Source organism: Nonomuraea monospora (genome assembly GCF_039531895.1).
Classification (GTDB): Bacteria; Actinomycetota; Actinomycetes; order Streptosporangiales; family Streptosporangiaceae; genus Nonomuraea; species Nonomuraea monospora.
This window is the reverse complement of the sequence record NZ_BAAAQX010000037.1, coordinates 41077-64621: the sequence shown is the minus strand read 5'-3', so window position 1 is coordinate 64621 and position 23545 is coordinate 41077. Positions and strand designations below refer to the sequence as shown.

23 protein-coding genes are annotated in these 23545 nt (G+C 73.0%); 11 read left to right on the top strand and 12 right to left on the bottom strand.

Annotated features, from left to right (window positions below; translation table 11 throughout):
- The first annotated feature begins 23 nt into the window (after positions 1-23).
- Positions 24-2084, top strand: a complete 2061-nt coding sequence (locus ABD331_RS46795; RefSeq protein ID WP_344490682.1) for an oxidoreductase — start codon at positions 24-26, stop codon at positions 2082-2084.
- Between the two features lie 77 nt (positions 2085-2161).
- A complete protein-coding gene (locus ABD331_RS46790; RefSeq protein ID WP_344490679.1) occupies positions 2162-3655 on the top strand; it encodes an alpha/beta hydrolase domain-containing protein in 1494 nt (497 codons plus the stop codon).
- Positions 3656-4057: 402 nt separating this feature from the next.
- Here ABD331_RS46790 and ABD331_RS46785 read toward each other — a convergent pair whose 3' ends face one another.
- The 4 genes from ABD331_RS46785 to ABD331_RS46770 form a co-directional block, all read right to left on the bottom strand.
- Positions 4058-4456, bottom strand: a complete 399-nt coding sequence (locus ABD331_RS46785) for a hypothetical protein (protein ID WP_344490676.1) — start codon at positions 4454-4456, stop codon at positions 4058-4060.
- On the bottom strand, positions 4453-4824 hold the full coding sequence (locus ABD331_RS46780) for an SgcJ/EcaC family oxidoreductase (RefSeq protein ID WP_344490673.1): 372 nt from the start codon (positions 4822-4824) through the stop codon (positions 4453-4455). The genes ABD331_RS46785 and ABD331_RS46780 overlap by 4 nt, the downstream gene beginning before the upstream one ends.
- Before the next feature lie 120 nt (positions 4825-4944).
- Complete coding sequence (locus ABD331_RS46775) at positions 4945-5547, bottom strand: PadR family transcriptional regulator (RefSeq protein ID WP_344490669.1); 603 nt, start codon at positions 5545-5547, stop codon at positions 4945-4947.
- A gap of 96 nt (positions 5548-5643) precedes the next feature.
- The gene (locus ABD331_RS46770; RefSeq protein ID WP_344490666.1) at positions 5644-6513 is read right to left on the bottom strand and encodes an NYN domain-containing protein; all 870 of its coding nucleotides are present in this window, start codon (positions 6511-6513) and stop codon (positions 5644-5646) included.
- Positions 6514-6573: 60 nt separating this feature from the next.
- On the opposite strand from ABD331_RS46770, the gene ABD331_RS46765 reads away from it, so the two are divergent.
- The 4 genes from ABD331_RS46765 to ABD331_RS46750 all read left to right on the top strand — a co-directional run bounded on the left by ABD331_RS46765 (position 6574) and on the right by ABD331_RS46750 (position 10143).
- A complete protein-coding gene (locus tag ABD331_RS46765) occupies positions 6574-7452 on the top strand; it encodes an ABC transporter ATP-binding protein (RefSeq protein ID WP_344490663.1) in 879 nt (292 codons plus the stop codon).
- Between the two features lie 44 nt (positions 7453-7496).
- Positions 7497-8198 (top strand): ABC transporter permease, encoded by a 702-nt coding sequence (locus ABD331_RS46760; protein ID WP_344490660.1) that lies wholly within the window; start codon positions 7497-7499, stop codon positions 8196-8198.
- Positions 8199-8259: 61 nt separating this feature from the next.
- The gene (locus tag ABD331_RS46755; RefSeq protein ID WP_344490656.1) at positions 8260-9513 is read left to right on the top strand and encodes a sensor histidine kinase; all 1254 of its coding nucleotides are present in this window, start codon (positions 8260-8262) and stop codon (positions 9511-9513) included.
- A 15-nt stretch (positions 9514-9528) separates the two neighbouring features.
- Positions 9529-10143 (top strand): response regulator transcription factor, encoded by a 615-nt coding sequence (locus tag ABD331_RS46750; RefSeq protein ID WP_344490653.1) that lies wholly within the window; start codon positions 9529-9531, stop codon positions 10141-10143.
- Between the two features lie 9 nt (positions 10144-10152).
- On the opposite strand, the gene ABD331_RS46745 is transcribed toward ABD331_RS46750, so the two are convergent.
- Both ABD331_RS46745 and ABD331_RS46740 read right to left on the bottom strand, forming a co-directional pair.
- Complete coding sequence (locus ABD331_RS46745; RefSeq protein WP_344490650.1) at positions 10153-11013, bottom strand: SDR family oxidoreductase; 861 nt, start codon at positions 11011-11013, stop codon at positions 10153-10155.
- A gap of 31 nt (positions 11014-11044) precedes the next feature.
- Complete coding sequence (locus ABD331_RS46740; protein ID WP_344490647.1) at positions 11045-11920, bottom strand: NmrA family NAD(P)-binding protein; 876 nt, start codon at positions 11918-11920, stop codon at positions 11045-11047.
- 265 nt (positions 11921-12185) lie between these two features.
- On the opposite strand from ABD331_RS46740, the gene ABD331_RS46735 reads away from it, so the two are divergent.
- From ABD331_RS46735 to cobF, 3 genes are read left to right on the top strand one after another with little or no spacing between them, the layout of a single operon-like run.
- Positions 12186-12959, top strand: a complete 774-nt coding sequence (locus ABD331_RS46735) for an RNA polymerase sigma factor SigF (protein WP_344490644.1) — start codon at positions 12186-12188, stop codon at positions 12957-12959.
- A 25-nt stretch (positions 12960-12984) separates the two neighbouring features.
- The gene (locus ABD331_RS46730) at positions 12985-13377 is read left to right on the top strand and encodes a hypothetical protein (RefSeq protein WP_344490641.1); all 393 of its coding nucleotides are present in this window, start codon (positions 12985-12987) and stop codon (positions 13375-13377) included.
- A gap of 37 nt (positions 13378-13414) precedes the next feature.
- Positions 13415-14191: a precorrin-6A synthase (deacetylating) gene (gene cobF, locus ABD331_RS46725; protein WP_344490638.1), complete on the top strand. Its 777-nt coding sequence runs from the start codon at positions 13415-13417 to the stop codon at positions 14189-14191.
- On the opposite strand, the gene ABD331_RS46720 is transcribed toward cobF, so the two are convergent.
- Together ABD331_RS46720 and ABD331_RS46715 are read right to left on the bottom strand one after the other, a co-directional pair.
- Positions 14127-15125: a serine hydrolase domain-containing protein gene (locus ABD331_RS46720; RefSeq protein WP_344490635.1), complete on the bottom strand. Its 999-nt coding sequence runs from the start codon at positions 15123-15125 to the stop codon at positions 14127-14129. The genes cobF and ABD331_RS46720 overlap by 65 nt on opposite strands.
- Positions 15077-15583, bottom strand: a complete 507-nt coding sequence (locus tag ABD331_RS46715; protein ID WP_344490632.1) for a GbsR/MarR family transcriptional regulator — start codon at positions 15581-15583, stop codon at positions 15077-15079. The genes ABD331_RS46720 and ABD331_RS46715 overlap by 49 nt, the downstream gene beginning before the upstream one ends.
- Before the next feature lie 64 nt (positions 15584-15647).
- Between ABD331_RS46715 and ABD331_RS46710 the strand changes: the two genes are divergently transcribed.
- Together ABD331_RS46710 and ABD331_RS46705 are read left to right on the top strand one after the other, a co-directional pair.
- Complete coding sequence (locus tag ABD331_RS46710; RefSeq protein WP_344490629.1) at positions 15648-16484, top strand: class I SAM-dependent methyltransferase; 837 nt, start codon at positions 15648-15650, stop codon at positions 16482-16484.
- A 97-nt stretch (positions 16485-16581) separates the two neighbouring features.
- Positions 16582-17388 (top strand): hypothetical protein, encoded by an 807-nt coding sequence (locus ABD331_RS46705; protein ID WP_344490626.1) that lies wholly within the window; start codon positions 16582-16584, stop codon positions 17386-17388.
- Positions 17389-17392: 4 nt separating this feature from the next.
- On the opposite strand, the gene ABD331_RS46700 is transcribed toward ABD331_RS46705, so the two are convergent.
- From ABD331_RS46700 to ABD331_RS46685, 4 genes are all read right to left on the bottom strand, one after another.
- Positions 17393-19138 carry an N-acyl-D-amino-acid deacylase family protein gene (locus ABD331_RS46700; protein WP_344490623.1) on the bottom strand — a complete coding sequence of 582 codons (1746 nt, stop codon included), beginning with the start codon at positions 19136-19138 and terminating at the stop codon, positions 17393-17395.
- Between the two features lie 105 nt (positions 19139-19243).
- Positions 19244-21196 (bottom strand): ABC transporter ATP-binding protein, encoded by a 1953-nt coding sequence (locus tag ABD331_RS46695; RefSeq protein ID WP_344490620.1) that lies wholly within the window; start codon positions 21194-21196, stop codon positions 19244-19246.
- Positions 21193-22929: an ABC transporter ATP-binding protein gene (locus ABD331_RS46690; RefSeq protein ID WP_344490617.1), complete on the bottom strand. Its 1737-nt coding sequence runs from the start codon at positions 22927-22929 to the stop codon at positions 21193-21195. The genes ABD331_RS46695 and ABD331_RS46690 overlap by 4 nt, the downstream gene beginning before the upstream one ends.
- Positions 22929-23525 carry a TetR/AcrR family transcriptional regulator gene (locus ABD331_RS46685; RefSeq protein WP_344490613.1) on the bottom strand — a complete coding sequence of 199 codons (597 nt, stop codon included), beginning with the start codon at positions 23523-23525 and terminating at the stop codon, positions 22929-22931. The genes ABD331_RS46690 and ABD331_RS46685 overlap by 1 nt, the downstream gene beginning before the upstream one ends.
- Positions 23526-23545: the final 20 nt, after the last annotated feature.

Sequence of the window (23545 nt, the reverse complement as noted above, 5' to 3'; positions counted from 1 at the left end):
CGTACTCTCAGGACGGAGCCCGCGTGCCTCCCCCTCCCGGACCGGCCGCAGGCCGCCCCCTCGCGTTAGGTCCCGTACGCCTGCGCAACCGGTTCGTCTCGGCCCCCATGGAGCGCAACTACTGCGAGCCCGACGGCACCGCCACCGACCGGTACGCCGCCTACCTCGCCCGCCGGGCGCACGGCGGCGCCGCGCTGGTGTTCGCCGAGGCCGCCTACGTGCGCGCCGACGGCAAGGGGCGGGCGCGCCAGCTCGGCGCGGACACCGACGCGCGCGTCCCCGGCCTGGCCCGGCTGGCCAAGGCCGTGCACGACGGCGGCGCGCTGTTCGGCGTCGAGCTGAATCACGGCGGGCGCACCGCGCAGAGCGCCGTCAGCGGGTTCCGGCCCGTCGCCCCCTCCCCCGTCCCCTGCCTGCCCGCGGGCGGCGAACTGCCCCGACAGGCCCCGGCCGCCGAGGTGTACGAGCTGGTGGAGGCGTACGCGGAGGGCGCGCGCCGCTGCCGCGAGGCGGGCGTGGACGTGATCATGATTCACGGGGCGCACGGCTACCTCGTCCACCAGTTCCTCTCCCCCGCCCGCAACCTGCGCACCGACGAGTTCGCCGACCCGCTCCGCTTCCTCGGCCTGGTCGTCGAGGCCGTCCGCGAGCGGGCCGGGCGCGAGGTGGCCGTCGGGCTGCGGGTGTCCGCGCACGAGGGGTTCGAGGGCGGGCTGACGGCGGAGCGCACGTACGACCTGATCTCACGGACCCGGCTCGACCTGCTGGACTTCCTGGACGTCTCGGCCGGCTCCTACGAGGCGGGGCAGTGGATCATCCAGCCCGCCGAGTGGGAGCGCGGCCTGCTCGCCCCGTACGCCCGGCGCTACCGCGCGCTGGGGCTGCCGGTGGGCGTCGCCGGACGGATCAGCACCCCGGACACCGCCGAGGCGATCGTGTCAGGCGGCAGCGCCGACTTCGTGTCCCTGGCCCGCACCCTGCACGCCGACCCCGACTTCCCACGCCACGCCCTCGCCGGACGGCCCCACCGGCCGTGCATCGCCTGCAACCACTGCATCGACCGGCTCGGCAGCGGCGAACCCATCCCCTGCACGGTCAACGCCCGCGCCGGCCGCGAGCACCTGCCCCCCGGCGGAGGCATCCGCGAACACCTGTCCGCCAGCGGAGGCATCCGCGAGCACCTCCCCTCCGGCGGAGGCATCCGCGAACACCTTCCCTCCGGTGGAGACGTCCGCGAGCACCTTCCCCTGGCGGAGGCGTCCGCTACTCGGCTCTCCGTGCTGGTGGTCGGCGCGGGACCGGCCGGGCTGGAGGTGGCGCGACTGCTGGCCGAGCAGGGGCAGCACGTCCAGGTGCTGGAGCGCGAGGAGCACGTCGGCGGCCGGGCGGCGCTCGCCGGTCGGCTGCGCACCTACCCAGAGCATCACCGCCTCGTACGGTGGTGCGCCGACGAGCTGGAGCGGCTCGGCGTGAGCGTGCGCACCGGCGTCGAGGTGACCCGCGAGGAGCTGGCCCGGCACCGGGCGGACGCCGTCGTGCTGGCCACCGGCGGCGCGGGACGCGTGCCCTCCGGCGTCCCCGGCGCCGGGCTGCCGCACGTCATCGACGTCCGCGACTGGCTCGCCCTCAGCCGGGACGTGCCCCGCGCCTGCGTCGTGTGGGGAGCCGACCGGGAAGGCGTCGCCGTCGCCGACCACCTGGCCTCCGGCGGGGCGGAGGTGCTGCTCATCGGCTCCCAGGCGAGTCTCGCACCGGAGGTCGGGCGGCGGGCCAAGATCCTCATGGTGCCGCGGCTGACCGGGAACCCGAAGGTTCGGGTGCTGCTGGAGTCCACCGTCCTGGCCGTCGAGCCCGACCGGCTGCTCGTCCGGTCCTTCGACGAGGAGCAGTGGGTGCCCGCTTCTGGGCCTCTGCTGGTGTCGCAGGGGGTCGTTCCGCGTACCGGGCTGCTCGCGGGGTGCGCGGCGCCGCTCGGGGTGCACGTGATCGGGGACGCGACCGGGGGCGGGTCGTTGCACCGGTGCTTCGCGGACGCGGAGGAGGTGGCCGGGGTGATCGGCTCCCGGCGGGTGCAGCACTGGTGATTTCCCTGATGCCGGGGGTGGGGCTGCGGCGGAGACTGTCGTCGTCGCGCTCTGGAACCGCGAGGAGGAAGCTCACCATGTTCTTGCGCTCCCGATTCAGGATGGTGTGGTGCCTGCTGGCACCGGCCGTCGCCCTGTCGGCACCCGCGCCCGCCGTCGCGCTGTCGGCGCCCGCACCCGCGCTCGCCGTCGCCCTGTCGGCACCTGCGTCTGCCGTCGCGTTGTCGGTGCCTGCGTCTGCCGTCGCGCTGTCGGCGCCCGTGCCGACCGTTGCGGAGGTTCCGGCCGGGGCGGGGAACGGTCGTCCCATCGGGGCCACGGTGGCCGACCTGGCCGCCCGCGGTTACGAGGAGCGGGAGTTCCTGATGAGCGGCCGCGCCGACACGTACCAGAAGGTCGGCGTCTGGACCAGCGGCGGCCAGTGGGGCGCCCGCGCCACCGGAACCACGCAGAGCTACACCACCCGCCTCCTGGTGGAGCGGCCCGCCGACCCCGCCAGGTTCAACGGCACCGTCGTCATGGAGTGGCTGAACGTCAGCTTCGGCGTGGACATCGGCGTCGAGTGGTCCCAGTCCTACGAGCACTTCACCCGCGCCGGTTACGCCTACGTCGGCGTCACCACGCAGAAGGTCGGCGCCGACAAGCTGAAGAGCCTCGATCCCGCCCGCTACGGCCAGGTGTCGCTGGCGTCGGACGCGCTGTCGTACTCGATCTTCGCCCAGGCGGCGGAGGCGGTGCGGGCGAACGCGCCCGCGCTCCTCGGGACGGGCGCGCCCGCGAAGGTGCTGGCGGCGGGGCACTCCCAGTCGGCGGGGCGGCTGGCCACGTTCGCCAACGCGATCCAGCCGATCGTGCCCGCCTACGACGGCATCCTGATCCACGGCCGGGGCGCGGGGGCCGCGCCCATCGGTGACGGGCTGATCTCGCTGCCTCTCACGGCGCGGATCCGTACCGACAGCGCCGTGCCCGTCCTGCAGATCGAGTCCGAGACCGACGTCCGGACGTTCTCCGACGCCCGGCAGGCCGACAGCGCGAGGGTGCGCACGTGGGAGGTGGCCGGCACGTCGCACGCGGACGCGTACGGGCTGGCGCAGTACAACGCGCAGAACGCGCGCGACCGCGCGATCAACGACGGCCGGCCCATCTCCTGCGACCAGCCCGTCAACGCCATGACCTGGCGGTACGCCTCCAACGCCGCCTACCACCACCTCGACCGGTGGACCCGCGGCCTCGGCGCGCCGCCCGCCGGGCCGCAGATCAGCCTGCTGCTGGGCAGCGTCCGCCGCGACGGTGACGGCAACGCGCTGGGCGGGGTGCGGCTGCCCGACCTGGACGCGCCGCTGGCCGCGTACGCGCCGACGAACTCCGGGGGCGAGGTGGCGGGGGCTTGCCTGCTGCTGGGGGCCACCACGGGGTTGAGCAGCGCGCGGATCCGTCAGCTCTACCCGACGCAGCAGGACTACGTGGCCGCGTTCACCCGGGCGGCCGACCGGGCGCTCGCGGCGGGGCACCTGCTGCCCGCCGACCACGCCGAGGCGATCGCCCGCGCCCGCACCACCCCGCTCCCCTGACGCCCGAAGCGGGCGGCCCGCCCCGCCGGACCGGTCATCACGCCGGGACCGCCAACCGAGGCCAGGCCGTCACGCACCTGCCGCCCGCCACGCCAGGCCACCGCACGCGAGGCCACCGCACGCGAGGCCACCGCACGCGCCAAGCCTCCGTAGGCGAGGTCACCACACGCGACGCCACCACACGGGAGGCCGCCGTACGCGAGACCGCCGCACGCGAGGCCACCGCAGGCCAGGCCACCGCCACGCCACGCCGTCGCACGCGAGACCGCCGCACGCGAGGCCACCGCAGGCCAGGCCACCGCCACGCCACGCCGTCGCACGCGAGACCGCCGCACGCGAGGCCACCGCAGGCCGGGCCACCAGCCCAGCCTGCCGCCCCCGCCCCGCTCCGCGCCTACCGGCTCAGGTCGGGCGGGCCGGGGCTTGCGTGCGGCGTCCCACGTTCGCGAGCAGCTCGGCGAACCCCCGCCGCGTCGTCCCGGCGAACCCGGCGAACATCCGGTTGGCCGGCGGCACCGCCCATCTCATCCACTCCGCCACGTTGAACACCCGGTGCACGACCAGCGCCCCCTGGGGATGCGGCTCGACGCTCCACTCCCCCCGGTACCACCACCCGCCCTGGATCGAGATGGTGTGACTGGCCACCTCGACGGTGGAGGTGTGCCCGGGCGCGTCCTCGACGGCGAAGCGCCCGGAGCGCGGCCGGTCGCCGGGCAGCAGCTCGGCGGCCAGCGCCGCCCACACCCGGGCGGCGGGCGCCTCGACGATGCCCGCCACCTCGGTGATCAGCTTCTTGTTCATCGTGCCGCCACCCGGGTGTTCTGGAAGGAGGCGAAGCGCCAGCCCTCCGGCGTCCGTACGGCGGTGAAGGTGACGACGGAGGGGCGGTGCCGCCCGTCCACCGCGGTGCCGCCACCGGCGATCACCAGCGCGGCCCCGTCGGCGAGCGGCTTGATCATGGCGTCGCCGACGCCGGACATGGTGGAGCCCTTGAGCGGCCCGTCGAAGAGCCACCGGTGCGAGGACTCGATGGCCGCCCGGCCGCGCAGGTGCGTGCCGTCGAAGGTGATGTAGTCGGCGTCGTCGGTGAAGACGGCCGCGTAGGCGGCGGCGTCGCCGCCGTTCCAGGCCTCGACGAGGCTGTCCAGCAGTTCGGTGAGATCGGACATGACGCAACTCCTCGTGGTCGCGGCGCCTATCCTGAGGTTGCGACTCCAGGCAGGGCAGGCGCCTTGTTCCGGATGTCCGGCCGCCGGGGTGTTGGCGCACCCCGGCGGCCGATCTTTCTGTCACGACTCGCCGAGCACCTGTCCCAGGAGCTCCTGTCTGACGGTGCTCGGCCAGTCGAGCTCGCCCGACTCCAGCCGGGCGATGAGCTGGTGCAGCCAGGTCAGCTCCGCCTCGCTGACCGCACGTTCGTAGTCGACCTCGATCATCAGGACGTCGGGCAGGCCGCTGTCCCGCATGGCCTTGAGATGACCGCTCATCGCGGCCAGCGCCCCCTCGATCGTCGCGGCCCTGGTGCGCAGGGCGCGCAGCGCGTCGGGGACCGGCAGGACGCCGATCAGGGAGACGACGGCGGTGAACGTGCGGCGCTCGGCCCCCGGGTTCTCCAGCAGCGCCCGGATCCTGGTCGCCAGCTCGCGGCGGCCCTCGTCGGTGATCTCGTAGACCGTGCGCTCCGGCCGCCGGCCCTCCCTGCTGGTCTCGACCGGCACGATCAGCTCCTCGCCGGCGAGCCGCTCGACCGCGTGGTAGAGGCTTCTGGGCAGCCCGGTCACGTAGTCCTTGTGCGTGTCGACGATGAAGCGGTGCAGCTCGTACGGGTGGCTGGCGCGTACCGACAGCATGGCCAGCACGGTCAGGCCGACCAGGTCGGGGCGTCGCGCCATGTTTCTCCCTTCAATATTGCAACTTGCACTATACGGCTGCCCGGTCCCGAACGCGAGGGTCCGCTGGAACACCTGGCCAACTCGCGTGCCCGAGATCTAGCCGCGACCGGCGTCGTCGGACGGGAACGGCTGTCTCGGCTTGGGCCCCGGGTCGCGGTGGCGCTTGTCGCGGATGTAGATGACGGCCGGCTTCCCGTCGCCGAGCGGCCGCCGGTCCAGGTCGAACAGCGTCGTGGCGGCGACCAGGTCGCTCAGCTTGGCGTGCCCGTAGCTGCGCGAGTCGAAGTCCGGGCTCTGCTTGATGAGGATGTGTCCGACGGACGCCAGCCCCGCCCAGCCGTCGTCGTCGGAGGACGCCTCGACGGCGTTGCGGAGCAGGTTCACCAGTGTGGTGTCCGCCCTGAGCCGCGCGGCCGGACGCGGCGGCGGCGAGGCGGCATCCGTGAGCGGGGCGCCGGTGGGGGCGTAGGTCAGGTTCTCGATGTAGATGAACTTGTCGCAGGCCACGACGAACGGCTTGGGCGTCTTGCGCTCGCCGAAGCCGTACACCGTCAGGCCCGACTCCCGGATGCGCTGCGCCAGCCGGGTGAAGTCGCTGTCGCTGGAGACGATGCAGAACCCGTCGAAGCGGCCGGAGTACAGCAGGTCCATCGCGTCGATGACGAGGGCCGCGTCGGTGGCGTTCTTGCCGGTGGTGTAGGCGAACTGCTGGATAGGCTGGATGGACAGGGCGAGCAGGTGTTCCTTCCAGCCCTTCAGGCTCGCTCCCGTCCAGTCGCCGTAGGCGCGTTTGACGTGGGCGGTGCCGTACTTGGCGACCTCCGCCAGCAGCCCTGTGACGGCTCCTGGCTGAGCGTTGTCGGCGTCGATGAGCACCGCGAGCTTGGTGGCGATCTCCTCGGCCATGCCGTTTCTCCGGATCGGAAGCTGGGTGGGGTGCCAGGCCAGACCCATGACGATCGTCACGGGTGGAGTCACGATGGCGGACACTTATCTGCGAGAGGGCGCGAATCTAGCGTAATCCCCATGAAGAACACCGTGACCTTCACCGCCGTCAGCAAGAGCTACGGCCGGGTGCGCGCCCTCGACGACGTCACCTTCCACGTCGCGCCTGGCGAGACCGTGGCGCTGCTCGGCCCCAACGGAGCCGGCAAGTCCACCGCCGTGGACCTGATGCTCGGCCTGGCCGTGCCCGACGCGGGCGAGATCACCGTACTCGGGACCGCGCCGCACCGGGCGGTCGCGCGGGGCAGGGTCGGCGCGATGCTGCAGTCGGGCGGGCTGCCCGCCGACAGCACCGTGGCCGAGGTGATCCGGCTGGCGGTCCGCCTGTACGGCAGGCGCCGCACGGTCGCCGAGGTCCTGGAGCTGGCCGACCTCACCGCGCTGGCCGGACGCCGCTGCGACGCCCTCTCCGGCGGGCAGGCCCAGCGGGTGCGCTTCGCCGTCGCCATGGCGGGCCGTCCCGAGCTGCTCTTCCTCGACGAGCCGACGGTCGCGATGGACGTGGAGTCGCGGCGGGCGTTCTGGGCGGCCGTACGCGCGGGCGGCACGGCCACCGTGTTCGCCACCCACTACCTGGACGAGGCCGACGCCTACGCCGATCGCGTCATCGTCCTGGGCGCGGGCGCCGTCGTCGCCACCGGCAGCCCGGCCACGATCAAAGCCATGGCGGGCGGCAGGACGGTCCGCTGCGTGCTCGACTCCCCCGACGCCGCGCGGCTGCTGGCCCTGCCGGGCGTCACGCGGGTCGCCGTCCGCGGCGGCGCCGTCACGCTCACGACGGCCGACGCCGACAGCGCGGTGGCCGCGCTGTACTCCTCGATCGGCGGGGTGCGGAACCTGGAGGTCTCGGGCGCGGGCCTGGAGGACGCCCTGCTCCAGCTCACCTCGTCGCAGCGCTGACCCCTACCCCTGACGACCCTTACGTTCCCCCGAAGGAGTGCGTAATGTTCAGCTTCGTGCGGTTTGAGATCTTCCGGTCCCTCCGGAACGTCCGGTACCTGCTCCTGCTCGTCATCATGCCCGTCGGGCTCTACCTCATCTACGGCAGGACCTCGGACTCCGCGCTCGCGATGGTCGCCATGGCCGTCTACGCCGCGGCGGGCGGCGGGCTGATCGGCTCCGGCGGCGGCGTCGCGGAGGACCGCATGCGCGGCTGGCTGCGGCAGCTCAGGGTCACGCCGCTGGCCGACGCGCACTGGCTGGCCGGCAAGCTCGTCCAGGGCGTGCTGATGATCCTTCCCGGGGTGGCCGGCGTCGGCGTCGCGGCCGTGACCGTCGGCGGCGTGCACCTGAGCGGATGGCAGTGGGCGGCGCTGGCCGGGCTGCTCGTGCTGGGGTCGCTGCCCTTCGCGCTCCTCGGGCTCAGCCTCGCCCTCACCCTCAAGGGCAAGACGGCCCAGATCGGCCTGGTGGTGATCTTCTTCGCGCTGGCGGCGCTGGGCGGGATCATCGGGTCCGGCACCCTGCCGGGCGTGCTGGCGACCGTGCAGCCGTACCTGCCCACCTACAGCCTGGCCCAGGCGGGGTACGCGATCGCCGGTGGACACGTACCGCAGGTCACGGGGCTGGCGGTGCTGGCCGGATGGGCGCTCGCCGCCGCCGCTGCCGCGCTCCTGCTGTGGCGGCGGGAAGCCGGCGCACGGTGAGCACCTGGCGGCGGAAGGCCCGCGCGCGATGAGCACCTGGCGGCGGAAGGGCCCGCGCGCGATGAGCGCCCGCATCTGGCTGAGCCCCCGGCGAGCGCTGCTCGCCGGGGGCTTCGACGTGCGGTCGCTGCTGATGCTCGCCGCCACCGCGTGGGCCCTGGTGTACCACTTCGCCGCCCAGCCGCCGCTCTGGAGCCGCGTGCTGGTGGTGCCCTGGGCCCTCGGCGTCGTCGCGCTGGGCGGCCTGGTCAGGGTACGCCCCAGCCGCAGCCGCTACCTCCTGCTCGTCGCGGCGTGCCTGGGCCTGGAGGCGTGGGCGGGCTGGCACTGGATCGTCGTCTCGACGTGGGCGACCCGGCAGGCGGGCTGGGAGCTGCGTACCAAGGAGATGGCCGCGATCAGCGTGGCGGGCGTCGCGCTGGCCCTGCCGCACGGCGCCGACCCTGGCGCGGCCGTCGTGCTCGGCGTGTTCGTGCTGCTGCCCGGCGTCTTCGCCCGCCAGAGCAGGCGCACCGCCGACCTCATCGACGAGCTGCGGGAGACGCGGCGGGAGCTGGCCAGGCTGGCGGTGGTGGAGGAGCGCAACCGCATCGCCAGGGACCTGCACGACCTGGTGGGGCACAGCCTGTCGGTGGTGGCCGTGAAGACCGAGCTGGCCAGGCGGCTCGTCCCGGTGGACGCCGGGCGGGCGGACGCCGAGCTGGCCGACGTCGACACCGTGGTCCGCCGCGCGCTGGCGGAGGTGCGGCAGGCGGTGACGAACTACCGGCAGCCCGCGCTGGCCGCCGAGGTGGCGGGGGCGGTTTCGGCCGCGCGGTCGGCGGGGATCGCGTGCACCGTCGCCATGCCGGAGAGCTGGGATCTGCCGGTGCCGGTGGAGGGGCTGCTGGCGTGGACCGTACGCGAAGGCGTCACGAACGTGCTGCGGCACAGCGGCGCGCGCACCTGCTCGATCACCCTCGCGCTGGAGCCGCGCCGCGCCGCCGTCGAGATCTGCGACGACGGCCCGGACCCGGCACACCCAGCCGCACGTCCCGACGATCAGGGCGCATCACCCACCTCCCGTCCCGGCGATCAGGCCGCAGCACCCACCTCACGCCCCGCCGACCAGGCCGCAGCACCCACCTCACGCCCCGCCGACCAGGCCGCAGCACCCACCTCACGCCCCGGCGAACCGGCGAGCGCGCCCCCGTCGGGCAACGGTCTCACCGGCCTGTCGGAGCGCGCGTCCGCCCTGCGCGGCGAGATCAGCGTCGGCAGACGCCCGGAAGGCGGCTTCCGGCTGAGCGTGGCCGTTCCCCTGGACCCGCCCTGACCTACGGGAGACACCATGACGATCACCGTGCTGCTGGCCGAGGACCAGACGATGTTCCGCGGCGCGATGGCGACCCTGCTGGGCCTGGAGCCCGACATCGAGGTGGTGGCCGACGTGGGCCGCGGCGACGAGGTGGTGAGCGCCTGCGAGGCCTTCCGTCCCGACCTGGCGCTGCTGGACATCGAGATGCCGGGCATCGACGGGCTGGAGGCGGCGCGCCGGCTGGCCAAGGCGGTGCCCGGCACCAAGGTGGTCATCGTCACCACGTTCGGCCGCACCGGGTACCTGCACGCCGCCATGGCCGCGGGCGCCGCCGGGTTCCTGCTGAAGGACGCGCCCGTGACCGAGCTGGCCGACGCCATCCGCAAGGTCGCGGCCGGACAGCGGGTGATCGACCCGTCGCTGGCGATCGCCGCGCTGAGCGAGGGCGCCTCCCCGCTCACGCCCCGGGAGACGGAGGTCCTGGCCGCCGCCCGGGGGCACGGCACGATCGCGGACATCGCCCGCCGGCTCTACCTGTCGCCCGGCACCGTCCGCAACCACCTGTCGGCCGCGATCCAGAAGCTGGGCGCCCGGACCAGGACGGAGGCGGTGGAGATCGCCGAAGGAAAGGGCTGGCTGGTCCGATGATCCGGCGGGTCAGCCGTTGCTGAAGGCGGCGGCGTGGTCGGCCACCCATTCGGCGTACGTGCGCGCGGGCCGTCCCAGCGCCTTGTCCACCTCGTCCGTCACCACCTGCCGCCCCTGCCCGAGGTAGTGCGCGTACCGGGCCATCAGCGCGCGCGCCCACGGCTCGGGCAGCCCGTTGGCCACCAGGTGGGCGGCGACGGCCTGGGCCGGGACCTCCTCGAACCGCAGCGGCCTGCCCAGCTCCGCCGCGATCACGCCCACCATCTCCTCGTGCGACAACGACCGCGGCCCCGTCAGCTCCAGCCTGCGTCCGTCCAGCTCGTCGGTGAGCAGCGCGCGGGCGGCGACGTCGGCCAGATCGCGCTCGTCGAGCACCGGCTCGCGGAAAGCGGCGTAGGCGTAGCGGACGACGTCGCCGGCGCGGAGCTGGCCGCCCCACGCCTGCGCGGAGTTGCCGGCGAAGCTGCTCGCCCGCAGGCTGGTCCAGGTCAGGCCGCTGGCCATGGCGTCCTGTTCCGCCTCCTTGTTCCTGTCGCCGCGCCAGCGGGAGGGCTGCAGTTCGTACGGGTCGTCGACGTTGATCGCCGACAGCGCCACCACCTTGCGCACGCCTCGTCCGGCGGCCACGGCCAGCAGCCGCCGCGCGGAGTCGCCGAACGCGCGAGGGTGCAGGAAGACGGTGTCCGCGCCGTCGAAGCACCCGGCCGTGGTCTCGGGCTTGGACGGGTCGCCGTGGACGAGCTCCACCTCCCCGGGCAGCCCGGCCTGTTCCGGGGAGCGGGTCACGGCGCGCACGCGGGCTCCGGCGACGACGAGCCGCTCGACGACGAGCCGTCCGAAGGCGCCGGTGGCGCCGGTCATGACGATCATCAGTTTCTCGCTTTCCGGTGGCAGTGGGGTGTCAGGGCAGGAAGTGGTGGGCGTGCTCGGCGGCCCACTCGGCGAACGTGCGCGGCGGCCGGCCGGTGATCCGCTCGACCTCGCCGGTCAGCGTCGTGGCGAGCTCGTTCGGCGTGCCGTACATCCGCAGCAGCATCTCCACCAGGTCGGCGTCGCCGACGCCGTCCACCTCGGAGAACGCGCGGAACAGCGACAGCGGCGGCCTGCGCCCCTCGGCGGCCCACTCGCGGCGCACCTGGTCGGGAGTCAGCTCCTCGAAGCGCAGGTGGCGGCCGGTCGCCTCGGCGATGATCGCGACCATCCCGCGCGCGGTGAGCACTTCGGGGCCGGTGAGGAGGTAGGACTGTCCGCCGTGGCCGCCGTCCCCGGTCAGCACCGTCGCGGCGACGGCGCCGATGTCGTACTCGTCGATGGGCGGGCTCTCGCGGTCGCCGTGCGGCTCGCGCACCCGGCCGGTGGTGCGCAGCGGCTCGCCCCAGTCGGTGAGGAAGTTGGCCATGAACTGCAGCGGCCGCAGGAACGTCCACTCCATCCCGCCGGCCCGTACGGCGGGTTCCAGCGTGCCCTCCTGCCAGCCGCCCAGCACCGTGACCTTGCGGACGCCGGCGCGTTCGGCCAGTTTCACCAGGTGCGGCCCGTTGGCCAGCGGCCGGTAGTCGCCGCCGAAGTTGATCAGGTGGGCGGCGGTGACGCCGTCGAAAGCGGCTTCCAGCCCGTCGGAGTCGGTGAGGTCGCCGCGGACCACCTCGACGCCCGCCGGCAGGGCGGCGCGGGCGGGGTCGCGGGTGAGGGCGCGCACCCGCTGCCCGCGGTCGAGCAGGTTCCTGACGACCTGCCGTCCGACGGTGCCGGTCGCCCCGGTGACGAGAACGGTCATGTTGTGCCTCCCTTGGTCATGCCTCCTGAGAGGAACGGCGTGAGGGGGAACGTGACGCGGCGCCGCCGGATGTGGCGGAGGTCTCACCCGGGCAGTTGTAATCCTTTCGTGACCTCAAAGAGGTGATAGATCGCCGTTTGCGGGGCATTCTCGATCTCGAAGTCCAGCAGAGGGCTTCGTCTCACGCGAATCACCGGAGCGTGCCTCTGCCTGGGCTTTTTCTGTCTTGGGCAGGGCCGCTGGCACATTTTCTTGGAGCAGCAACATGCCTGTCCTGAACATCGCATTCGAGCAGCTCACCGCCGAAGAGCTGCTGGCCGAGCTGGCCGACCCTCAGGTCTCGGAGATGCATGCCGTCCGCGTTCGCGAGCGTCTGGTGGAGATGCACGAAGGACTGGTCAACGAGGTCACCCGCCGTTACCGGTTCCGAGGCGAGCCCATGGAGGATCTGCGCCAGGCCGCGTACGTCGGGCTGATGAAGGCCGTCAACGGCTTCGACCCCGAGCTCGGGCACGAGTTCAGGGGCTACGCCATGATCACCATGATGGGCGAGGTCAAGCGGCACTTCCGCGACCGCACCTGGGCGATCCGGGTGCCGCGCGTCTACCAGGAACGCCGTATCGAGCTCAACAAGGCCACCGCCGAGCTCACCCAGAAACTGGGCCACTCCCCCACCGTGGCCGAACTGGCCGAGAAGATGGGCATCTCCGAGGAGGACGTCCTGCTCGCCCTGGAGGCCTCCACCGCGTACAGCACGCTGTCGCTGGACGCCCCCGTCAGCAGCGGCGACGACGACGCCGCCGAGCTGAGCGACTTCGTGGCCGACCAGGACGCCTCGCTCGACACGCTGGTCGACAGGCACGCGGTCAAGCCCCTCATCGACGCCCTCCCCTCTCGGGAGAAGAACATCCTGCTCATGCGGTTCTACGGGAACATGACGCAGTCGGAGATCGCCCAGGAGTTCGGCATCTCGCAGATGCACGTCTCCCGCATCCTGCGCTCGGTCCTCACCAAGCTGCGCACGGCCCTGAGCGAGTAGCCGGCCGCGCCGTAGGATCCCCTGAGTGATCGTCACCGCCGCCGAAGACATCGAACGTCTCCTGACCGGCCACAGGCACTTCGAGGAGTGCCTGCTGGCCGACGTCAGGTGGCGGCACTACGGCACCACCGTCGAGCTGGTCTTCAACTCCATCTGGGACGGTGACCGGATCCGGCCGGACATCCTGGCGCGGCCCCGGCTGGTGACGGTGCGGCTCCACCTGGTGCAGGAGTTCAGGCTGGCCAACGCCATCAACGAGGCCGTCGCCCGCGACCCGGAGTCGCTCGACTGGGGGTTCTCGGAGGTGGCGATGGTCAGCCTGGCCGAGGAAGGTCCCGATCACCACCGTCTCGCCGTCCTCTGGGAAGGGGACAGGAGGATCGACGTGGTCTTCCGCGGCCTCGACATCAGCACCTGATCCGAGGGGAATGTCCGGCTCTGGCACACTTTGGCGGGTGAAGCGGCTACTCCTCATCGGCATCGGTGCCGGCGACCCCGACCATCTCACCCTGCAGGCGGTCAAGGCGATCGCCGCCGCGGACGTGTTCTTCATCGTGGACAAGGGCGAGGTCAAGCACGACCTCGTCCAGCTCCGGCTGGACATGATCGCCGAGCACGGGCGGCAGCCGTACCGGATCGCCGAGGCGCGCGACCCGGAGCGGGACCGCGACGCCGCCGCCTACACCGCCGCCGTGGACGACTGGCGCTCGCGGCGCGGGCGCGCCGTCGAGGCGCTGATCCGCGACGAGCTGGCCGACGGCGAGACGGGCGCGTTCCTGGTGTGGGGCGACCCCGGCGTGTACGACAGCACGCTGGCCATCGTCGAGGAGATCCTCCAGCGCGGGGACGTGACCTTCGACTACGCGGTCATCCCCGGCATCAGCAGCGTGTCCGCGCTGACGGCCGCCTGCCGCACCAGCCTGACCCAGGTCGGGCGGCCGGTGCACCTGACGACGGGGCGGCGGCTGGCCGAGGGCGGCCCGACGGCCGACGACGTGGTGGTGATGCTGGACGCGCACTGCTCGTTCGCTGGCCTGGACGACTACGCCATCCACTGGGGCGCCTACGTGGGCACGGCCGACGAGATCCTCGTGTCGGGGCCGGTGGCGGAGGTGGGCGAGCGCATCCGGCGGGTGCGGGCCGAGGCGCGGGCCCGCAAGGGGTGGATCATGGACACGTACCTGCTGCGGCGGCTGCCCCCTCGTCCAGAAGCTCGTCCAGCAGAAGACTGACCAGCTCGCCGCGCCGCTCGGTGTCGTCGGCGGTGGCGAGCAGCACGATGCTCCAGCCCGCGTCAGGCAGGCGGGCGTGCAGGGCGCGCAGGCCCGGCCAGCCGCCGCCGTGCCGGTGCACGCGGTGGCCGGCGTGCGTGCGGAGGCCGACGCCCCACGCGTAGCCGGTACGGGTGCCGTCTGCCAGGCGGCCGGGGGTGTGCAGGAGCTCCGAGACGCCGAGTTCGTCGGCGTTCACCGCCTGGCCCCAGCGCAGCAGGTCGGCGGCGGTGCTCCACACGCCACCGTCGCCGAGCGACAGCGGCGCCGGGTGCCGGGGGCTCAGCGGCGCCGCGCCGGGCGGGGCGGCGGCGGGGCCGGGCCAGAAGCGGGTGCCGGGCATGGACAGCGGGGCGAACAGCCGGTCCTGGGCCAGCTCGGGCAGCGGCCGGCCCGCCGCCCGTTCGGCCGCCGCGGCGAGGCAGACATAACCGGCGTTGGAGTAGGCGTAGGCGGTGCCGGGAACGCCGGGCAGGGCGGCGAAGCCGGTGAGGGCGCGAAGGACGCCCTGGCTGGTGCGGTCGCCGGTGAGCGCGGCGTCGACGAGGGAGTCGGCGGGCAGGGCGGCGAGGTGGTGCAGCAGGTGCCGCAGGCTGACGCCGTCGGCCCACGCGGGCAACTCGGGCAGGTGCTCGCGGAGCGGGCCGTCCACATCGAGGACGCCCTCCTGAGCGAGCAGCGCGACCAGCGCGGCGGTCATCTGCTTGGACAGCGAGGCCGCGTAGACGGGCGTCGCGGGCGTGAGCCCTTGCGCGTGGAAGACCGGCGGCTCGCGGTCGCGCTGAACGCCGACGACGAGCGGCTCTTCACCGCCGTACCCGGCCCGCCGCGCCAGCCGCTCCACGGTCAGCCCCTGCCCTGGGACGCGCGCAGCGCCGCGAGCCGGGCCTGCCATTTGTCCACCAGAACTGGGATCTCCTCCCGCATGAGCTGCAGGAACTCCCACGTCTCGGCCAGCCGCGCCGCCGCCGGGCTGTCTTCGCCGACCGCCTCCATGCCCTCGCTCAGGGTGCGCTCCCACTGCGTGAACAGCGCGTCCTGCTGGAGGATCGCCTGCGACCACTGGTCCTCGGTGACCCGGTAGTGGTCGCGGCGCGCGCCCGGGTCACGTTCGCGCGTGACCAGCGCCACCTGCGTCAGATACCGTACGGCGCCCGACACGGCGGCCGGGCTCACCTGCAGGAACTCCGCCAGCTCGGCCGCCGCGCCCCGGCCCTCCTCGGCGACCAGGAGGGCGGCGTAGATGCGGGCGGGCATCCGCGGGATGCCGGTGGCCACCAGGTCGAGGGCGAGGCGCTCCACGAAGCGGCGCACCGCCTCCTCGTCGCGCCCGTGGTCGATCTTCCTCTGCACCCGGCACATCCTACAAGGTTTCAGAACTTTCACGAATTTGTGAAAAAAGTGTAGTCTCTCGGGCATGGAACGCGTCGCACTCACCACCGTTCAGGGGACGATGCTCGCCACCCTGTACGCCCGGGCCCTCGACAGCCGGGCCCCCTACTCCATCCTCGGCGACCACATCGCCGACGAGGTGGTCCGCCGCGTCGAGCACGACTGGTCCAAGACCGGCACCGGGGCCCCATGGGACGCGGTGACCCTCGCCCTGCGCGGGCGGGAGCTGGACCGGTGGACCACCGGGTTCCTGCACGCCCACCCCGGCGAGGTCACCGTCCTGCACCTCGCCTGCGGCCTGGACACCCGCGTGCACCGGCTCGCGCCTCCCCCCTCGGTGCGGTGGGTGGACGTCGACTACCCCGACGTCATCGACCTGCGGCGGCGGCTGCTGCCGGAGCCCGGCGGCGACTACCGGATGGTCGGCTCGTCGGTGACCGACGAGGGGTGGCTGGAGGAGGTGCCCGGCGACCGGCCCGTCGTGGTCGTGGCCGAGGGGCTGACGATGTACCTGCACGAGGAGGAGGTGCGGCGGCTGATCCAGCGGATCTGCGGGCACTTCCCGAGCGGGGAGCTGCTGTTCGACTGCTTCAGCAAGCGACTGGTGCGGATGGCGCGGAAGATGAGCTGGCTGGGGCTGGGCTTCGTGTCCCGGGCCGTGCTGGAGAGCTGGCACTGGGGGGTCGACGATCCGCGGGAGCTTGAGGGGTGGTGCGACGGGCTGGAGTTCGCGGACGAGCTGTACGTGGTGGACGTGCCCGACCTGGACAGGCTGCCCGCGGTGGCGCGGATCGGGATGCGGGTGGGGGCGCGGCTGCCGGGCGGGCGGGATTCGGGACGGCTGCTGCGGTTCCGGTTCTGAGCCCTTTCGTGCATCCGGATCCGGTTCGCTAAGGTGAGGCGTTCGAATCCGATCTTGCCCCCCGGGAAGTGAAGTGCCCCGCCATCACCGATTAGGCGTGCCCGCCCTGCTCGTCACGGCCCTGTACGTCGCCGCCCTCCTGATCACCGCCGCACTCGCCCTGACCACCGGCGACCTCGTCCCGCTGTGGCGGCTGACGGTGTTCGCGCCGATGGAGGAGGCCGTCGAGACGACGCCGCAGAACGTGGCCACCATGCTGCTGATCGGCGCGCCCTGGGCCTGCGCGCTGTGGCTGTGCCTGCGCGGCCCGCGCACGGGCACGCCGCCTGAACTGACCGCGCAGGAGCAGCGGCTGCGCGTGGCGCTGTACGCCGCCGCGGCGTCCTGGCTGCTCTACCCGATCGCGCCCGGCTGGCCCTGGTGGGCGATGGTGCTGGACTCGCTGCTGATGCTGGCGGTGGCGCTGCTGTTCGCTCCGGTGCTGGGCGACGGCCTGGAGTACGCGGGCGTGGCGCGGATCGCCGGCGTGCTCGCGTACGGCGGCGGCACCGTCATCGCGGTGACCGACGAGCTCGGCGTGGACCTCGGCCTGTTCACCCTGGCCTGCGGCCTGAGCCAGCTCATCTGGATGGTGCTGGTGCTGCGGGCGCAGCGGTGGGACGGCCGCTGGCCGTTCGTCACGTACCTGTACGGGATCACGTCCCTGGTGCTGCCGATGCTCGTGCTGGCGGTGGGCTGGATGCTGGTGGACGCCGGCAGCCTCTACTACAGCCTCGCGGCGGCGGCCGGGGTGCTGATGGCGACCTGGCTGGCCCAGTCTGCGCACGACCTCGCCGACCCGCGCAACCGGCCGGTCACGCCCGTGCCGCTCCCCACGGAGCCCGCCGGGCCCACGACCCCGTGAGGGGTCACGCGCACCTGCGGTCGGCGCCCAGGAACGTGCCGGTGCGCCGCGCGCTCCCGTAACCGGCGGCGAACGCGCCGTCCTCGAAGACCGGCTCGCCCGCCACGCACACCGCCCTGACGGCGGCGTCGCTGCGGTTCACCATCCGCCGCACGCCGCCGAAGTCCGGCATGGGCGCCTCGTGGTAGCCGGACAGCCGGTCGTCGAGCCCCGCCGGGTCCACCACGACCAGGTCGGCCCGGTCGCCGGTGCGCAGGGTGCCCGCCCGCAGCCCGAACCAGTCGGCCAGCTCGCCGGTCAGCCGGTGCACCGCCTCCTCCACCGTCATGAACGGCCGGCCCGCCGCCTGCGCGGACACGACGCGTTGCAGCAGCCGCAGCGGCACGTTGTAGTGCGCCATGTTGCGCAGGTGCGCGCCCGTCTCGGCGAACCCTGGGTGCACCGCCGGATGGGGGGCGAGCCGGTCCAGGACGTGCGGCCGGTGGTTGGCGATCGTGGTACGCCAGCGCAGCCGCGACCCGTGCGCCACCACGAGGTCGAGGAACGTCTCGGCCGGGTGCCGCCCGCGCTCGCCCGCCACCTCGCCGAACGACCGGCCCACCACCGCCTCGTCGGGGCAGGCGACGACGACGGCGTCGTACAGGTGACGGAAGCGGCTGTCGTAGTCGCGGCGGAACCACCGCCGGTAGGCCCGCCGCGACAGCAGCCGCGCCCGCTCCGCCTCCTGCCGCAGGTGCAGCGCGGCGGCGGTGGCGCCGAAGTCCTCGAAGATGGCCAGGTCGATGCCGTCGGCGTACAGCTCGTACGGCACCGGCAGGTGCTGCCAGCGCACCTCGGCCCCCAGCAGCCGGTTGGCCGGCGCGGTCGCGCGCGTCAGCACGGCGGGCAGCACGGTCGGCAGCAGCGGCGCGGCCCTCGGGTCGAGCGCCGCCAGCAGCGACGTCTTCAGCCGGGGCCGCACCCCCAGCCCCGCGCTGGCCAGCAGGAACAGCAGGCTGCTCCACGGCCTGGCGGTGTCGGGCGCGCTCTGCAGCACCCGGCCGCGCGCCCGCAGCACCCGGTGCAGCGCGCGGTACTCGCGCCAGCCCGCGAACGTGGACGGCGGCCGGGCCGACCGGAACCGTTCGCCGTCGAGGCGGCAGTGCGTGCTGCTCACCGTGGACAGCCCGAGGAACCCGGCGTCCAGGGCGCGGTCCAGCAGCGCCGCCATCCGGTCGAGGTCCTCGCCCGTGGCCGGGTCGGCGCCGACCGCGCGGCCCAGCCCCATGACGTAGGCCCGCAGGTCGGAGTGGCCGAGGAAGGCGGCCACGTTCGGGCCCAGCGGGCGGGCCAGCAGCGCCCGCACGTACTCGTCGGCGCCCGACCAGCGGCGGTGCCGCTTCAGCGCGTCGAGTACGGCGGCGTGCGGCAGCGCCTCGACCCGGCTGAACAGGTCCGCCGCGTCGTCGGCCGCGCAGTAGACGGCCGACAGCGAGCAGTTGCCGAGCACGACGGTGGTGACGCCGTGCCGCACGGACTCGGGCAGCCCGGGAGACAGCAGCACCTCGATGTCGTAGTGGGTGTGCACGTCCAGGAAGCCCGGCAGCACCCAGCAGCCGCCCGCGTCGAGGACCTTCGGGCAGCCCGCCCGCGGCAGCGGCTCGGCCGACACGGCCGCCACCCGCCCGGCCCTTACCCCCAGGTCGCGGACCGCGGACGGGCTCCCCGTGCCGTCGAACCAGCGGCCCCCCTTGATGATCAAGTCGAACATCGCGTCCTTCGGCTGTCGCGTACGGTGAGCGATCGTTCGAACACCCTACGACATGGAACGGCGGGCGGACCGCGTCCACAGCACGCGTGTCCGGCCGCCACCGCGCTAATCCACCTCCACGACCGCCTGCGCGAACTGCGCCGAGTACAGCCGGGCGTAGGCGCCGCCCGCCGCCAGCAGCGACTCGTGCGTCCCCTGCTCGACGATCCGCCCGTCCTCCATCACCAGGATCAGGCTGGCGTCGCGGATCGTGGACAGCCGGTGCGCGATCACGAAGCTCGTCCGGCCCTCCCGCAGCGAGCTCATCGCCCGCTGGATGAGCACCTCCGTCCGGGTGTCGACCGAGCTGGTCGCCTCGTCCAGGATGAGGATGGCCGGCTCCGACAGGAACGCCCGCGCGATCGTGATGAGCTGCTTCTCCCCCGCGCTGACCGCCGCGCCCTCCTCGTCGATCATCGTGTCGTAGCCGTCGGGCAGCGTGTGCGCGATGCGGTCCACGTGGGCGGCCTCGGCGGCGGCCTCGATCCGCTCGCGCGTGGCGCCCTCCGCGCCGTAGCCGATGTTCTCCGCGATGGTGCCGCCGAACAGCCAGGTGTCCTGCAGCACCATGCCGATGTTCGCGCGCAGCTCCTCGCGCGGCATCGTGGCGATGTCGACGCCGTCGAGCGTGATGCGGCCGCCCGTCACCTCGTAGAAGCGCATGACGAGGTTGACCAGCGTCGTCTTGCCCGCGCCCGTCGGGCCGACGATGGCGACCGTCTGGCCCGGCTCCACGGTCAGCGACAGGTTCTCGATCAGCGGCCGGTCCTCGGCGTACCTGAAGGACACGTTCTCGAACGCCACCCGCCCCCTGACCCGCTCCGGCCCCGCGCGCCCGGCCGGCTCGGCGGACTGCTCGGGCGCCTCCAGCAGCTCGAAGACCCGCTCGGCCGAGGCGACGCCCGACTGCACGAGGCTCGCCATGCCGGCCACCTGGGTCAGCGGCTGGCTGAACTGCCGCGAGTACTGCACGAACGCCTGCACGTCGCCCAGCGAGATCGAGCCCGACGCCACCTTCAGCCCGCCCACCACGGCGACCAGCACGTAGTTGAGGTTGCCGATGAACATCATGGCCGGCTGGATGACGCCGGAGATGAACTGGGCGCGGAAGCTGGAGGCGAACAGAGCCTGATTGTGCTCCTCGAAGGTCTCGGCGGCCTCCTTCTGCCTGCCGAACACCTTGACCAGCGTGTGCCCGCCGTACATCTCCTCGATGTGCCCGTTCAGCTTGCCCGTCGAGGACCACTGCTTGATGAACTGCGGCTGCGCCCGCTTGCCGATGACCGCGGTCACGTACACCGAGACCGGCACCGTCACCAGCGCGATCAGCGCCAGCACCGGCGAGATCCAGAACATCACCACCAGCACCGCCACCACCGTCAGCACCGACGAGATGAGCTGGCTCATCGTCTGCTGCAACGTCTGCGCGATGTTGTCGGTGTCGTTCGTGGCGCGGCTGAGGATCTCGCCGCGCGGCTGGCCGTCGAAGTAGCTCAGCGGCAGCCGGGCCAGCTTGCCCTCGATCCGCTCGCGCAGCCGCGCCGCCGCCCGCTGCACCACCACGGTCGTCAGCCGGAACTGCACGATCCCCAGCAACGCCGCCACCACGTACAGCGCCAGCACCCAGCCCAGCACGTGCGCCAGGGCCGTGAAGTCGATGCCGCGGCCCGGCACGACGTTCATCGAGGCGACCATGTCGGCGAACGTGTCCTGCCCGCCGGCCCGCAGCCCCGCCACGGCCTGCTCCTTGGTGGCCCCCGCCGGGAGCCGCTCCCCGATGATGCCGGTGAAGATGAGGTCCGTGGCCTGACCGAGGATCTTGGGCCCGGTCACGGTCAGCGCCACGCTGGCCGCGCCGAGCACCAGGACGACGATCAGCAGCGCCCGCTCAGGGCGCAGCAGCAGCGCCAGCTTGCGCAGCGTGCCGCCGAAGTCGAGCGCCTTCTCGGCCGGTCCGCCCATCATCCGGCCCGGGCCGAACCCGGGCTGCGGGCGCCGCGCCGGCGCCTGAGTCGTCACGCTGCCGCCTCCTGTTCCGTGAGCTGCGACAGCACGATCTCCCTGTACGTCGGGCAGCCGTCCATCAGCTCGGCATGGGTGCCACTGCCGACCACGCGCCCGTCCTCCAGGACGATGATGCGGTCGGCGTCGCGGATCGTGCTCACCCGCTGGGCCACGATCACGATCGTCGCGTCGGCGATCTCCTCGGCCAGCGCGGCCCGCAGCCGCGCGTCGGTGGCGTAGTCGAGCGCCGAGAACGAGTCGTCGAACAGATAGATCTCCGGCCGGTGCACCAGCGTCCGCGCGATCGCCAGGCGCTGCCGCTGCCCGCCCGACACGTTCGTGCCGCCCTGCGAGATCGGCTCGTCCAGCCCGCCCGGCATCGCCTCCACGAACGCGCGGGCCTGCGCCACCTCCAGCGCCCGCCACAGCTCCTCGTCGGTCGCGTCCGGCTTGCCGTAGCGCAGGTTGGAGGCGACCGTGCCGGTGAACAGGTACGGCGACTGCGGCACCAGGCCGACCGCCCCGGCCAGCTCCGCCTGGTCGAGGTCGCGCACGTTGACGCCGTCCACCAGCACCTCGCCCGCGGTCGCGTCGAACAGCCGCGGGATCAGGTTGAGCAGCGTCGTCTTGCCGCTGCCCGTACTGCCGATGATCGCCGTCGTGCGGCCGGGCCGCGCCGCGAAGCTCACCTCGCACAGCACCGGCTCCTCCGCGCCCGGATAGCGGAAGTCCACCGACCGCAGCTCCAGCTCACCGGTGTGACGCTCCCGCGTCACGGGGGCCGCCGGCGGGTGCACGGTCGGCTCGGTCGCCAGCACCTCCTCGACCCGCTCGGCGCACACCTCGGCGCGCGGGATCATCATGAACATGAACATCGCCATCATCACCGACATGAGGATCTGCATCAGATAGGAGATGACGGCCGTCAGCGCGCCCACCTCCATCGCCCCGTCGGCGATGCGGTGGCCGCCGAACCACACCACGGCGACGCTGGAGACGTTCACCACCAGCATGACCGTGGGGAACATCAGCGCCATCAGCCGCCCGACCCGCAACGACACCTCGGTCAGGCGGTCGTTGTCACCGGCGAAGCGGTCGCGCTCGTACTGGTCGCGGACGAAGGCCCTGATCACCCGGATGCCGGTGATCTGCTCGCGCAGCACCTGGTTGATCCGGTCGATGCGCTCCTGCATCGTACGGAAGAGCGGGCGCATCCGCACCACGATGACCGCCACGATGACGATCATCACCGGCAGCGCGACGAGCAGCAGCGACGACAGCGTCACGTCCTGCCGCAACGCCAGCACGATCCCGCCGACGCACATGATCGGCGCCGCCACCATCATGGTGAACGCCATCAGCACCAGCAACTGGATCTGCTGCACGTCGTTGGTCGTCCGGGTGATCAGCGACGGCGCGCCGAACCCGCCGACCTCCTGCGCCGAGAAGTGCTGCACCCGGTGGAAGATCGCGCCCCGCAGGTCGCGGCCCAGGGCCATCGAGGTCCTGGCGCCGTAGTAGACCGCCACGGTCGCGCAGATGATCTGGACGAGCGTCACACCGAGCATCACCAGCCCGATGCGCATGATGTAACCGGTGTCGCCCTTGACGACACCGTCGTCGATGATGTCGGCGTTCAGAGTGGGAAGATAGAGGGTGGCCAGCGTCTGCACGAACTGGAAGAGCACGACGAGCGCGATCTCTCTCCGGTACGGCCTGAGCTGGACCCGCAACAGACGGAACAGCATCAACAGGGACTTTCTCGGTCGGGGGTATGAGAGGGCCTGACGAGCAACCCGTCGAGCAGCACGGAGACGATCTCCTCGTCCGCCATCTCCGCGAGGTCGCCGCCCGCGTCGATGCCGGGATGCACCGACGCCACGATCAGCATGAGCAACATCTGCGCCACCGCCTCGGGCGAGCGCCGCAACCGGTCACGATCGGGCTCCATCAGGGCGGCCAGCGCCACCTGAACCCGGCGACGGCCGTCGAGCATGTGCTGCCGGAACTCGGCGTCCTCGAGCATCAGCTCACGGGGGAAGGCGATCAGGTTCGCGTTGGCCCTCATCCCCGCACGTAACGTCGCGACCGCCGCGCACAACCGCTCACGCAGCCCGGGCCGCCCGCCGATGGCCGCGAGCGCGTCCGCGGCCTGCCGCCGGTCGAACGCGCTCATCAGCGCCGCCCGCAGCAGCGTCGCCTTGTCCGGGAAGACACCGAAGATCGTGCCCTCGGCGACGCCCGCGGCCTCGGCGATCTGACGGGTGCTCACCGCCGCTCCGTGCTCCCGCAACAGCGGGACGGTGGCGGCGATCAGCGCGGCCCGGCGGTCTTCCGGTGCCATGGCCGGCACCCTCCGCCTCT

Excerpts from the sequence above, each read along its gene's own strand:
- ABD331_RS46740 (WP_344490647.1), bottom strand. The coding sequence starts at position 11,920 with ATGACCGTTCTCGTCACCGGGGCGACCGGCACCGTCGGACGGCAGGTC.
- ABD331_RS46735 (WP_344490644.1), top strand. The coding sequence starts at position 12,186 with ATGCCTGTCCTGAACATCGCATTCGAGCAGCTCACCGCCGAAGAGCTG.
- ABD331_RS46710 (WP_344490629.1), top strand. The coding sequence starts at position 15,648 with ATGGAACGCGTCGCACTCACCACCGTTCAGGGGACGATGCTCGCCACC.
- ABD331_RS46755 (WP_344490656.1), top strand. The coding sequence starts at position 8,260 with ATGAGCGCCCGCATCTGGCTGAGCCCCCGGCGAGCGCTGCTCGCCGGG.
- ABD331_RS46700 (WP_344490623.1), bottom strand. The coding sequence starts at position 19,138 with ATGTTCGACTTGATCATCAAGGGGGGCCGCTGGTTCGACGGCACGGGG.
- ABD331_RS46690 (WP_344490617.1), bottom strand. The coding sequence starts at position 22,929 with ATGCTGTTCCGTCTGTTGCGGGTCCAGCTCAGGCCGTACCGGAGAGAG.
- ABD331_RS46775 (WP_344490669.1), bottom strand. The coding sequence starts at position 5,547 with ATGGCGCGACGCCCCGACCTGGTCGGCCTGACCGTGCTGGCCATGCTG.
- ABD331_RS46765 (WP_344490663.1), top strand. The coding sequence starts at position 6,574 with ATGAAGAACACCGTGACCTTCACCGCCGTCAGCAAGAGCTACGGCCGG.
- ABD331_RS46780 (WP_344490673.1), bottom strand. The coding sequence starts at position 4,824 with ATGTCCGATCTCACCGAACTGCTGGACAGCCTCGTCGAGGCCTGGAAC.
- ABD331_RS46685 (WP_344490613.1), bottom strand. The coding sequence starts at position 23,525 with ATGGCACCGGAAGACCGCCGGGCCGCGCTGATCGCCGCCACCGTCCCG.
- ABD331_RS46720 (WP_344490635.1), bottom strand. The coding sequence starts at position 15,125 with ATGGCAGGCCCGGCTCGCGGCGCTGCGCGCGTCCCAGGGCAGGGGCTG.
- ABD331_RS46760 (WP_344490660.1), top strand. The coding sequence starts at position 7,497 with ATGTTCAGCTTCGTGCGGTTTGAGATCTTCCGGTCCCTCCGGAACGTC.
- ABD331_RS46745 (WP_344490650.1), bottom strand. The coding sequence starts at position 11,013 with ATGATCGTCATGACCGGCGCCACCGGCGCCTTCGGACGGCTCGTCGTC.
- ABD331_RS46750 (WP_344490653.1), top strand. The coding sequence starts at position 9,529 with ATGACGATCACCGTGCTGCTGGCCGAGGACCAGACGATGTTCCGCGGC.
- ABD331_RS46790 (WP_344490679.1), top strand. The coding sequence starts at position 2,162 with ATGTTCTTGCGCTCCCGATTCAGGATGGTGTGGTGCCTGCTGGCACCG.
- ABD331_RS46785 (WP_344490676.1), bottom strand. The coding sequence starts at position 4,456 with ATGAACAAGAAGCTGATCACCGAGGTGGCGGGCATCGTCGAGGCGCCC.